An 11994-nucleotide genomic window follows, 5' to 3' on the forward strand; every position below is an offset into this window, starting at 1 on the left:
AAACTTTGATGACTGCGAAGTTGGAAAAAGTTCTGATCGCCAACCGCGGTGAGATTGCCCTGCGGATCCTGCGTGCCTGCAAAGAGATGGGCATCAAGACTGTCGCCGTTTACTCCAAGGCTGACAAAGAGCTGATGCACCTGGGCCTGGCAGACGAATCCGTCTGCATCGGTCCGGCCTCGGCCGCGCACTCTTACCTGCACATCCCGGCAATCATCGCCGCAGCTGAAGTGACCGGCGCTACCGCCATCCACCCAGGCTACGGTTTCCTTGCGGAAAACGCTGATTTCGCTGAACAGGTCGAGAACTCCGGCTTCGCCTTCATTGGCCCGAAAGCCGACACCATTCGCCTGATGGGCGACAAGGTATCGGCCAAGCACGCCATGATCGCTGCGGGCGTTCCAACCGTTCCGGGTTCCGACGGCCCTCTGCCTGAAGACGAAGAAACCGCTCTGCGCATCGGTCGTGAAGTGGGTTACCCGGTGATCATCAAGGCCGCTGGCGGCGGCGGTGGTCGCGGCATGCGCGTCGTGCATAAAGAAGAAGACCTGATCTCCTTCGCCAAACTGACCCGCACCGAAGCTGGTGCGGCGTTCGGCAACCCGATGGTCTATCTGGAAAAATTCCTGACCAACCCACGTCACGTGGAAGTCCAGGTGCTTTCCGACGGTCAGGGCCACGCCATCCATCTGGGCGACCGCGATTGCTCGTTGCAACGTCGTCACCAGAAGGTTCTCGAAGAAGCGCCGGCACCGGGCATCGACGAGAAAGCACGCCAGGAAGTCCTCGCTCGCTGCGTCAAGGCGTGCATCGACATCGGCTACCGTGGCGCCGGCACCTTCGAGTTCCTTTACGAGAACGGCCACTTCTACTTCATCGAGATGAACACTCGTGTCCAGGTAGAGCACCCGGTTTCGGAAATGGTCACCGGCATCGACATCGTCAAGGAGATGCTCAGCATCGCCGCTGGCAACAAGTTGTCGTACACCCAGGACGATGTGGTCATCCGCGGTCACGCCCTGGAATGCCGAATCAACGCCGAAGACCCGAAAACGTTCATGCCGAGCCCTGGCACGGTCAAGCATTTCCACGCACCAGGCGGCAACGGCGTTCGCGTCGATTCGCACCTGTACAGTGGTTATGCCGTTCCGCCGAACTACGATTCGTTGATCGGCAAGCTGATCACCTACGGCGCGACCCGTGACGAAGCCATGGCGCGCATGCGCAATGCGCTGGACGAAATCGTTGTCGACGGGATCAAGACCAACATCCCGCTGCACCGCGACCTGGTCCGTGACGAAGGCTTCTGCAAAGGGGGCGTGAACATTCACTACCTCGAGCACAAGCTGGCAGGCGAGAAGCACTAAGCGACGACCCGACCAACAAAGCCGCCTTCGGGCGGCTTTGTTGTTTCTGGACATTGCTGAACACTGCACCCACGGTGGCGAGGGGGCTTGTTCACCTCTGATCCGTAGCAACCCGGTCGTCTTCTGCCGCGCGCTCGCGTAAACTTGCGCGCTTCTCGCAGCCCGCTAGGCTGCAATCAATATTTTTCAAAGGTGCCCGCCATGCCTTGGCTGCAAGTCCGTCTCGCCATCAGCCCAGAACAAGCCGAAACCTACGAAGACGCTTTCCTTGAAGTGGGCGCCGTGTCGGTGACCTTCATGGACGCCGAAGATCAGCCGATCTTCGAACCAGAACTCAACACCACGCCGCTGTGGTCCCACACGCACCTGCTGGCCCTGTTTGAAGGCGGCACCGAAGCCGCCAGCGTATTGGCCCACCTTGAGCTGCTGACCGGCAGTCCGCTGCCCGAGCATCACAGCGAAGTGATCGAAGATCAGGATTGGGAACGCAGCTGGATGGACGGCTTCCAGCCAATGCGTTTCGGTCAGCGCCTGTGGATCGTCCCGAGCTGGCATGCCGCGCCCGAGCCTGACGCCGTGAACCTGCTGCTGGACCCGGGCCTGGCGTTCGGCACCGGCACCCACCCGACCACCGCGCTGTGCCTGGAATGGCTCGACGGTCAGGATCTGAAAGATTGCAACGTGCTGGACTTTGGCTGCGGCTCGGGGATTCTGGCGATTGCCGCCCTGCTGCTGGGTGCCAAGGAAGCCGTGGGCACCGACATCGACGTACAGGCGCTGGAAGCCTCCCGCGACAACGCCGGACGCAACAACATCGACGAAGCGCTGTTCCCGCTGTACCTGCCAGAAGACTTGCCGCAAGTGAAGGCCGACGTACTGGTCGCCAACATCCTCGCTGGCCCACTGGTTTCCCTGGCACCGCAGCTGTCCAGCCTGGTCAAGCCAGGGGGTCGCCTGGCGCTGTCCGGCATCCTTGCCGAACAAGGTGAAGACGTTGCCGCCGCCTACGCCCAAGACTTCGATCTGGACCCGATTGCCAATCGCGATGGCTGGGTGCGCATCACCGGCCGTCGGCGCTAGAATGAACGCCTGCATAAACCGGATCGCCGCATGACCGACAGCTTCGTCACCCAGTGCCCGCACTGCCAAACCAGCTTCCGCGTCAGCCATGCTCAATTGAGCGTGGCCCGTGGAGTGGTTCGTTGCGGCTCGTGCTTGCAAGTGTTCAACGCAGCCAAGCAGTTACTTGAACAACGAGCCGACAAGGAAGCCGTCAAACCGGTAACCCCGGCCATTGTTGAGCCACCAGCGCCACGCGCGATCAGCCAAAAGCAGTGGACAGCCTCCGAACTGGATCTGGACAGCCTGGACCTGGACGAAGAACTCGCCCGGCTCGAACAGCGGGAGATCCAGCCGACCAAGGAGTTTGGCCGGCACCGCGAAGACGGCCTCAGCGCCCGGCGCGACTCTAGCGAGCACGACGAAGAACAGTGGTCCGACAGCCTCTTCAGCGAATCGGCGGCCGACCGCGCCCAACCGGTAGAGACCGAACAACCGGAAACAGAAGCAGAACCGGACAACCACGAACGCACCGAGCCTTCGTTTTCGCTGGAACCGGTTGATCTCGATGACGAACCCCAGGTGCCTCATCTGCGCCTGCACGACCCACTCGACGCCCCGCTCAACCACGAACGCCTGACGGCAACCGAGGCGCTCGACGACGACCTGCCGTCGATCGAACCGTTGCGCAAACGTCGCGAGCGCAGCGAGCCGGGCGTGCGCGCCGAGGTCTTGCAGGACCTGACCGACGATCCGCTGCAACTGGACTGGCAAAAGCGTCGCTCGCCGTGGGGTCGACGGATGTTCTGGCTGCTGCTGGTTTTGCTCGGCACCGCTGCACTGGCCGGCCAATACATTGCGTACCATTTCGACGAACTGGCCCGCCAGGATCAATACCGCCCCTGGTTCCAGCAGCTGTGCCCGCAACTCGGCTGCACGGTGCCGTCCAAAGTCGACATTGCGAAAATCAAAAGCAGCAACCTGGTGGTCCGCAGCCATCCGGAGTTCAGTGGCGCACTGGTGGTCGATGCGATCATCTATAACCGCGCCCCGTTCTCACAGCCCTTCCCTCTGCTGGAACTGCGTTTTGCCGACCTCAATGGCCACTTGATCGCCAGCCGTCGCTTCAAACCCGGCGAATACCTCAACGGCGACCTCGAAGGCATGGCGGAAATGCCACCGCAAACGCCGATCCACATCGCGCTGGACATTCTCGACCCGGGCGCTAAAGCGGTGAACTACAGCCTGAGCTTCCACTCCCCCGAGTGACCCCCCTCACCGTTACAGGCCAGGCGGCAGATTTCTGACTGGGACAGTCCGAACCAAACTGCTGGCAATAACAGAATAACTGTTCAGATTTTGTTCAATTCGGCCTTTATCCAGTCATCGAGAGCGGGTATCATGCCAACCCTTTTTCGAACTCTAATGATCCGGCCCCACAACAGGGAAGTCCTATGTCGGCGGTACGCATCGGTCCATACACATTGCAGAACGGCTTGATTCTCGCCCCGATGGCGGGAGTCACCGACCAACCCTTTCGTCAGCTGTGCAAGCGATTGGGAGCGGGACTGGTGGTCTCGGAAATGGTCACCAGCGACATGAGTTTGTGGAACACCCGCAAGTCACGGATGCGCATGATCCACGAAGGTGATCCCGAGCCACGCTCGGTACAGATCGCCGGCGGTGATGCACAGATGCTGGCGGACGCGGCCCGGGCCAACGTCGAGCTGGGTGCGCAGATTATTGATATCAACATGGGCTGCCCGGCGAAGAAGGTCTGCAACAAGGCCGCCGGTTCTGCGCTGTTAAAGGATGAAGCATTGGTCACCGAGATCCTGCAGGCCGTCGTGGCTGCGGTTGATGTGCCGGTGACCCTGAAGATCCGTACCGGCTGGGACCGGGACAACAAGAATGGTTTGACGGTGGCGAAGATCGCCGAGCAGGCAGGCATTACGGCGTTGGCGGTCCATGGCCGCACCCGTGCCGACCTCTACACCGGTGAAGCCGAGTACGACACCATTGCCGCGATCAAACAGGCGGTGTCGATGCCGGTCTTTGCCAACGGCGATATCGATTCGCCAGAAAAGGCCCGTTACGTGCTCGACGCGACCGGTGCCGATGGCTTGTTGGTAGGCCGGGCTGCCCAGGGGCGGCCATGGATTTTTCGCGAGATCGACCATTTCCTGCGTACCGGCGAGAAACTCCCGGCGCTGGAATTGATCGAGGTGGAACGCATTCTGCTAGAGCATCTGGCTGCCCTGCACGCCTTTTATGGCGATGTCATGGGTGTGCGGATCGCTCGAAAGCATGTGGGCTGGTATCTCGCAACCTTGCCGGGCGCCAGGGAGTTCCGCGCCCACTTCAATCGTTTGGAAGATACGGAAGCACAATGCGCCAACGTTCAGGGCTTCTTCGCCGAACGTTATAAGAGCCTGACAGGGGACGGAGAAGGGGTGGCCGCATGACGATGATGACCGAGACTTTAGTGAGTGGAACAACACCCGTGAGCGACAACGTGAATTTGAAACAGCACCTCAATACGCCCAGCGAAGAAGGTCAGACCCTTCGCGGGAGTGTCGAGAAGGCGCTGCACAATTATTTCGCCCACCTTGAGGGCGCTGCCGTCACGGATGTGTACAACCTGGTGCTCTCCGAAGTCGAGGCTCCCCTGCTCGAGTGCGTGATGAACTACGTCAAGGGTAACCAGACGAAGGCCAGCGAGCTGCTCGGACTCAACCGGGGCACGCTGCGCAAGAAACTCAAGCAGTACGATTTGCTGTAAGCATTCAATCAAACCAGAAAGGCGCCCGCGTAAAAACGGTCGCCTTTTTTGCTGACTCCTTTGCTTTTGATGGAAATTGAAATGACCGACCAGACTACCCGCCTGCCGATCCGCCGCGCCTTGATCAGCGTTTCCGACAAGACCGGGATCCTCGAATTCGCCAAAGAGCTTGAAGCCCTGGGCGTCGAGATCCTCTCTACCGGCGGGACGTTCAAGCTGCTGCGTGACAACGGCGTCGCCGCAGTGGAAGTCGCGGATTACACCGGTTTCGCAGAAATGATGGACGGTCGGGTGAAAACCCTGCACCCGAAAATCCACGGCGGGATCCTCGGTCGTCGCGGTATCGACGACGCGATCATGAACGAGCACGGCATCAAGCCGATCGATCTGGTTGCGGTCAACCTGTACCCGTTCGAAGCCACCATCAACAAGCCAGGCTGCGACCTGCCGACCGCGATCGAGAACATCGACATTGGCGGCCCGACCATGGTCCGTTCCGCGGCCAAGAACCACAAAGACGTGGCCATCGTGGTGAATGCCAGCGATTACGCCAGCGTCCTTGAAGGCCTCAAGGCCGGCGGCCTGACCTACGCTCAGCGTTTCGACCTGATGCTCAAGGCGTTCGAACACACCGCGGCCTACGACGGCATGATCGCCAACTACATGGGCACCGTGAACCAGGCCGCTGACACCCTCAGCACCGAAGGTCGCAGCGAATTCCCGCGCACCTTCAACAGCCAGTTCGTCAAGGCTCAGGAAATGCGCTACGGCGAGAACCCGCACCAGAGCGCGGCGTTCTACGTGGAAGCCAAGCCTGCCGAAGTCGGCATCGCCACCGCGACCCAACTGCAAGGCAAAGAGCTGTCGTACAACAACGTGGCCGACACCGACGCCGCGCTGGAATGCGTGAAGAGCTTCGTCAAGCCAGCCTGCGTGATCGTCAAGCACGCCAACCCATGCGGCGTGGCCGTGAGCCCGGACGCCGAAGGCGGTATCCGCCAGGCCTACGAACTGGCCTACGCCACCGACACCGAATCGGCGTTCGGCGGCATCATCGCCTTCAACCGCGAGCTGGATGCTGAAACGGCAAAAGCCATCGTCGAGCGTCAGTTCGTCGAAGTGATCATCGCCCCAAGCGTCAGCGCAGAAGCCCGCGCCATTGTGGCTGCCAAAGCCAACGTGCGCCTGCTGGCCTGCGGCGAATGGTCGGCTGATCGTGCTGCTGCCTGGGATTACAAACGTGTCAACGGTGGCCTGCTGGTACAGAGCCGCGACATCGGCATGATCGGTGCCGACGACCTGAAAGTCGTGACCAAGCGCGCCCCGACCGAACAGGAAATCAACGACCTGATCTTCGCTTGGAAAGTCGCCAAGTACGTCAAGTCCAACGCCATCGTCTACGCCAAGAACCGCCAGACCATCGGTGTCGGTGCCGGCCAGATGAGCCGCGTGAACTCTGCCCGTATTGCTGCGATCAAGGCTGAACACGCTGGTTTGCAGGTAGCCGGTTCGGTGATGGCTTCCGATGCGTTCTTCCCGTTCCGCGACGGCCTGGACAACGCAGCCAAGGTCGGCATCACTGCGGTGATCCAGCCAGGTGGCTCGATGCGTGACAACGAAGTGATTGCTGCCGCTGACGAAGCCGGCATCGCCATGGTCTTTACGGGCATGCGCCATTTCCGTCACTAATACGACAGATCAACTGTGGGAGCGAGCCTGCTCGCGAAGACGGTGGCACATTCAGCAATGATGTGACTGACACACTGCTTTCGCGAGCAGGCTCGCTCCCACAGAAAAGCAGCTCCAGTGCTGCCTCCAGAATTAGCGTCATCCGAGGTTTTTGAAATGAATGTTTTGATCATTGGCAGCGGTGGCCGTGAACACGCACTGGCCTGGAAAGTGGCTCAGGATCCGCGTGTGCATAAAGTATTCGTGGCCCCTGGCAACGCCGGCACCGCCATCGAAGCCAAGTGCGAGAACGTCGCCATCGACGTGCTGGCTCTCGAACAGCTGGCAGACTTTGCCGAGAAAAACGTTTCCCTGACTATCGTTGGCCCGGAAGTGCCACTGGTTGCCGGCGTCGTCGATCTGTTCCGCTCCCGTGGCCTGGACTGCTTCGGTCCGACCGCTGGCGCTGCCCAGCTGGAAGGTTCCAAAGCTTTCACCAAAGACTTCCTCGCGCGTCACAAGATCCCGACCGCCGACTACCAGAACTTCACCGAGATCGAGCCAGCCCTCGCTTACTTGCGTGAGAAAGGCGCACCGATCGTGATCAAGGCCGATGGCCTGGCCGCCGGTAAAGGCGTGATCGTTGCCATGACCCTGGCCGAAGCCGAAGACGCCGTGCGCGACATGCTCGCGGGCAACGCGTTTGGCGATGCCGGTTCGCGCGTGGTGATCGAGGAATTCCTTGATGGCGAAGAAGCCAGCTTCATCGTCATGGTCGACGGCAAGAACGTGCTGCCGATGGCCACCAGCCAGGACCACAAACGCGTCGGCGACGGCGACACTGGCCCGAACACCGGCGGCATGGGCGCGTACTCCCCGGCCCCGGTCGTGACAGCCCAAGTGCACCAGCGGGTCATGGACCTGGTGATCTGGCCGACCGTTCGCGGCATGGCCGAGGAAGGCAACGTCTACACCGGCTTCCTGTACGCCGGCCTGATGATCGACAAGGCTGGTAACCCAAAAGTCATCGAATTCAACTGCCGTTTCGGCGATCCTGAGACCCAACCGGTGATGCTGCGTCTGCAGTCGAGCCTGGTCTTGCTGGTCGAAGCTGCTCTGGCGCAAGCGCTGGACAAGGTCGAAGCACAATGGGATCCACGTCCGAGCGTCGGCATCGTGTTGGCCGCTGGCGGTTATCCGGGTGACTACACCAAAGGCATGGCCATCAACGGTCTGGACGCAGCCGCCGTACTGGAAGGCAAAGTCTTCCACGCCGGTACCGCACTCAAGGACGGTCAAGTGGTTACGGCGGGTGGGCGGGTGCTCTGCGCCACTGCCATGGGCGCCAGCGTCGATGCAGCGCAACAGCAGGCTTACAAACTGGCGGCGAAGATTGACTGGGAAGGCTGTTTCTACCGCAAGGACATTGGCTACCGTGCCATTGCCCGTGAACGTGGCGAAAGCCAGGAGTAAGGCCATTCATTTGGCCGGGCGAGGGCCGCTGGTCCTTGCCCCACTGTTCCGGCACTGCGCATCGTTATAATCTGGCATCAACCTACGAAGGGATTTCGCCGTGCGCTGGCTCAGGATCGCCATAAGCCTTACCGTCACTCTGCTGACCTTGCTCTGCATGCTCCCGGCCCAGGCCGGCCAAGGCAGTGGCTGGGCAGTATTGCTCGATGAACAGGGCGACCTGCAACTAAGCGACATTCGATCCGCTCGCTACACCAATCAATTCAGCCCCATCGAACTTGATCGCCTCAACGCGGCCGAGCCCGATGGCGCGTTATGGCTACGTTTCAGGCTGGCCCCCGGCAAGCATGAACAATTGCTGCGGGTGTTCGCACCCGACCTGTCGTCGCTCAAACTGTATGTCCTCGACGGCGACAAGCTGATCGATCAATTGCACTCCGGCACCGGGGAGCCCCAGGCTTACCGCCCCCTGCCCAGCAGCGAGTTCATGTTGCCGCTGCCGCAAAGTGACACGCCCCTCGACGTCTACCTGCGACTGGTTTCCGACCATCAGCTACGGCCATATATCACCCTGCAATCGGCGGTCATGACCGCGGCCAGCCAGAACCAGACACTGATCTACGGCCTGCTGTTCGGTTGCCTCGGCATGCTGATCCTGCACAACTTTGTCCGCTACGCCTACACCCGCTCGCGCAGCAGCCTTTGGCTGGCCTGGTGTGAAGGCCTGTTGATGCTCAGCGTGCTGTTGCTGCTGAACCTGGCAGGGCCCTGGTTGCCGAACTGGCACGCTATCCAGACGCCGGGCGCCTACATCGCGTTATTGCTGACGGCGCCGAGCGGCTTGATGCTCGCCTGGTGCTTTTTTGCCCCGCTCGGCCCTCACCCGCTGAACAAACTGCTGCTGGCGGACATTCTGTTCATCGTCGTCTGCGGCCTGCTGTTGTTGTTCGTCAACACCCTGCCGCTGAACATCATTACCTACGCCCTGGTGGCTCTGGCAGGGCTGAGCATGTTGTTCGTCAGCGCCTATCACTGGCAAAAAGGTTATCGGCCGGCGCGCTTTTTCGTCGCGGCGATGGTGGTGTTCAACATTGGCACCCTGATCATATTGCCCGCACTGCTGGGACTGACTCAGGTCGCGCCGCAAGGCCTGATCACTACGCTGCTGGTGTTCATCTGCATCAGTGGCCTGTTGATGAGCATTGCCCTGAGCGAACGTCAGCGCAGCATCACTGAAGATCGCTTCAGCGTCAGTCGCGACCTGGCGGCCAGCAACGCAGAGATCAACGCCAAGGCCGAATTCCTGGCAAAAATCAGCCACGAAATCCGAACCCCCATGAACGGCGTGCTGGGCATGACCGAGTTGCTGTTGGGCACACCACTGTCGGTCAAGCAACGCGACTATGTGCAAACCATCCACAGCGCCGGCAACGAACTGCTGACGCTGATTAACGAGATACTCGACATCTCCAAGCTCGAGTCAGGGCAGATCGAACTGGACGATGTTCAGTTCGACCTCAACGCCTTGATCGAAGACTGCCTCAGTATCTTCCGCGCCAAGGCCGAGCAGCAGAATGTCGAACTGATCAGCTTTATCCAGCCGCAAGTGCCGCGCGTCATCAGCGGTGACCCGACACGCCTGCGCCAGACCCTGCTGAGCCTGCTGGAAAACGCGCTGAAGAAAACCGAAGAAGGCGAGATCCTGATCGTCGTCGCCCTTGATGAACGCGATACCAAACCACGGCTGCGCATCGCCGTGCAGGACAGCGGTGTGCCGATGGAGGCCGAAGAACGCGATGCCCTGATGCACGCCGAACTGCACAGCAAGCACTTCCTCTCGGCGACGAGTCTGGGCGGCAATCTGGGGCTGGTGATCGCCCGTCAGCTGATCCGCCTGATGCAGGGTGAGTTCGGCATCAAGACCGGCGCCAACCAGGGCAGCACCTTGTGGCTGACGCTGCCACTGGACCCGGACCGGCTCGAACACCCGACCTCAGACCTCGATGGTCCGCTGCAAGGTGCGCGCGTACTGGTAGTGGACGATAACGACACCTGCCGCAAAGTGCTGGTGCAACAGTGCAGCGCCTGGGGCTTGAACGTCAGTGCAGTACCCTCCGGCAAGGAAGCCCTGGCATTGCTGCGTACCAAGGCGCATTTGCGCGACTACTTCGACGTGGTCTTGCTGGACCAGAACATGCCCGGCATGACCGGTATGCAACTGGCCGCCAAGATCAAGGAAGACCCGAGCCTCAATCACGACATTCTGCTGATCATGCTGACGGGCATCAGCAACGCACCGAGCAAGATCATTGCACGCAATTCAGGGGTCAAACGCATCCTCGCCAAACCCGTGGCTGGCTACACCCTCAAGACCACCCTCGCGGACGAATTGAATCAGCGCAACAAAGGCCCGACCGTTTCGCACCATCTGCCTTCTGGTCCGGCGCTTCCGGTCAAGGTCCCAAGTGACTTCCGCATCCTCGTGGCCGAGGACAACACGATCTCGACCAAGGTGATTCGCGGCATGCTCGGCAAGCTCAACCTGCAACCGGACACTGCCAGCAATGGCGAAGAAGCGTTGCAGGCGATGAAAGCCCAACACTACGACCTGGTGCTGATGGATTGCGAAATGCCGATCCTCGATGGCTTCTCTGCCACTCAGCAACTACGCGCTTGGGAAGTCGGCAATCAACGGACTCGCACACCGGTGGTAGCATTGACTGCCCACATTCTCGCCGAGCACAAAGAGCGTGCGCGCCAGGCCGGAATGGACGGGCACATGGCAAAACCGGTCGAGCTGTCGCAGTTGCGCGATTTGGTCGAGCATTGGGTGGCCCAGCGGGATCAACAGAACCGGGCAGCCGTTAATACGCCCTGATCCGACAGTTCAGGAGTGCCAAAGCGACGAAACGTTGTCAGTAAGCGTGCCTTACCGCTTGGTATTTGTCGAAGACACCGCCCGTAGCTGCTCCTCACGAAAAGGAGTTACAGCCATCGCAATCCGTTCACGCCACGAGTCATAAGCAGCTGAATCCAGCACAGCGACACACCCTTTAAACTCGATTTCCCCGACGATGTCATCAGTCTGAAAGTTTTGCTCGATGATCGAACTCGAAAGCGCTTCACGGGTAATGAAACTTACCGTCAGATAGATTAGCCGAGCACCAGCCACGACAACTCCAAACTGCAACCGGACCGTGGTCAGTTTCGAGACTGGATTCTCGGCTATCGAATAATATCGCAGTAACGTACGGCTTAAGTGATGCGGTGAAAGTCTGGACACTTCGATAAATGCGCGACCAACAGCATCGACATATTCAGCGGAAAGAAAACGACGGACTTTGGATGCCATTACCTGGCTGACCGTTTGGGACAAAAGGTCTGAATCAAAGCTGAACGAGCCTTCGAAATCCTGAATACGCGACCAACCAAATTTATTAAGCTGCGAGCGATAAACCCCCCACCACCGCTCATACTCGACCAAGCCAGGCTGCTCTGCTGCCGCCGTAAGCTGCATGAATAACGTTGAATCCAGCACATCAGTACACTCATGCGCACTGAGCTCATGCGACAGGAGTAAAACGCTCCCACCATCAATATAAACGGCGTAATTAAAATCCAGCATAAGATTCACTTCCGGACTAA

The 11994-nt window shown here is 59.9% G+C and carries 9 protein-coding genes; 8 read left to right on the forward strand and 1 reads right to left on the reverse strand.

The window, feature by feature from the left end; translation table 11 throughout:
• Positions 1–8: 8 nt before the first annotated feature.
• The 8 genes from accC to NL116_RS28895 all read left to right on the forward strand — a co-directional run bounded on the left by accC (position 9) and on the right by NL116_RS28895 (position 11227).
• Complete coding sequence (gene accC, locus NL116_RS28860) at positions 9–1367, forward strand: acetyl-CoA carboxylase biotin carboxylase subunit (RefSeq protein ID WP_027921899.1); 1359 nt, start codon at positions 9–11, stop codon at positions 1365–1367.
• 201 nt (positions 1368–1568) lie between these two features.
• The gene (prmA, locus tag NL116_RS28865; protein WP_027921900.1) at positions 1569–2447 is read left to right on the forward strand and encodes a 50S ribosomal protein L11 methyltransferase; all 879 of its coding nucleotides are present in this window, start codon (positions 1569–1571) and stop codon (positions 2445–2447) included.
• A gap of 30 nt (positions 2448–2477) precedes the next feature.
• On the forward strand, positions 2478–3695 hold the full coding sequence (locus NL116_RS28870; RefSeq protein ID WP_494375029.1) for a DUF3426 domain-containing protein: 1218 nt from the start codon (positions 2478–2480) through the stop codon (positions 3693–3695).
• 185 nt (positions 3696–3880) lie between these two features.
• Entirely contained in the window at positions 3881–4891 is a 1011-nt protein-coding gene (gene dusB / locus NL116_RS28875; protein ID WP_494375030.1) for a tRNA dihydrouridine synthase DusB, read from the forward strand.
• On the forward strand, positions 4888–5208 hold the full coding sequence (gene fis / locus NL116_RS28880; RefSeq protein WP_007907419.1) for a DNA-binding transcriptional regulator Fis: 321 nt from the start codon (positions 4888–4890) through the stop codon (positions 5206–5208). The genes dusB and fis overlap by 4 nt, the downstream gene beginning before the upstream one ends.
• A gap of 81 nt (positions 5209–5289) precedes the next feature.
• Positions 5290–6897, forward strand: a complete 1608-nt coding sequence (purH, locus tag NL116_RS28885; RefSeq protein WP_494375031.1) for a bifunctional phosphoribosylaminoimidazolecarboxamide formyltransferase/IMP cyclohydrolase — start codon at positions 5290–5292, stop codon at positions 6895–6897.
• Positions 6898–7053: 156 nt separating this feature from the next.
• Entirely contained in the window at positions 7054–8349 is a 1296-nt protein-coding gene (gene purD, locus NL116_RS28890) for a phosphoribosylamine--glycine ligase (protein WP_494375032.1), read from the forward strand.
• 100 nt (positions 8350–8449) lie between these two features.
• Positions 8450–11227: a hybrid sensor histidine kinase/response regulator gene (locus NL116_RS28895; protein ID WP_494375033.1), complete on the forward strand. Its 2778-nt coding sequence runs from the start codon at positions 8450–8452 to the stop codon at positions 11225–11227.
• Positions 11228–11278: 51 nt separating this feature from the next.
• On the opposite strand, the gene NL116_RS28900 is transcribed toward NL116_RS28895, so the two are convergent.
• On the reverse strand, positions 11279–11974 hold the full coding sequence (locus NL116_RS28900) for a hypothetical protein (protein ID WP_494375034.1): 696 nt from the start codon (positions 11972–11974) through the stop codon (positions 11279–11281).
• Positions 11975–11994 lie beyond the last annotated feature (20 nt).

The sequence above is a fragment of the Pseudomonas sp. FBCC-B1667 genome (assembly GCF_059133255.1).

Coding starts and splice junctions, on each gene's coding strand:
- dusB (WP_494375030.1), top strand. CDS start 3,881: ATGTCGGCGGTACGCATCGGTCCATACACATTGCAGAACGGCTTGATT.
- prmA (WP_027921900.1), top strand. CDS start 1,569: ATGCCTTGGCTGCAAGTCCGTCTCGCCATCAGCCCAGAACAAGCCGAA.
- NL116_RS28870 (WP_494375029.1), top strand. CDS start 2,478: ATGACCGACAGCTTCGTCACCCAGTGCCCGCACTGCCAAACCAGCTTC.
- accC (WP_027921899.1), top strand. CDS start 9: ATGACTGCGAAGTTGGAAAAAGTTCTGATCGCCAACCGCGGTGAGATT.
- purD (WP_494375032.1), top strand. CDS start 7,054: ATGAATGTTTTGATCATTGGCAGCGGTGGCCGTGAACACGCACTGGCC.
- NL116_RS28900 (WP_494375034.1), bottom strand. CDS start 11,974: ATGCTGGATTTTAATTACGCCGTTTATATTGATGGTGGGAGCGTTTTA.
- purH (WP_494375031.1), top strand. CDS start 5,290: ATGACCGACCAGACTACCCGCCTGCCGATCCGCCGCGCCTTGATCAGC.
- fis (WP_007907419.1), top strand. CDS start 4,888: ATGACGATGATGACCGAGACTTTAGTGAGTGGAACAACACCCGTGAGC.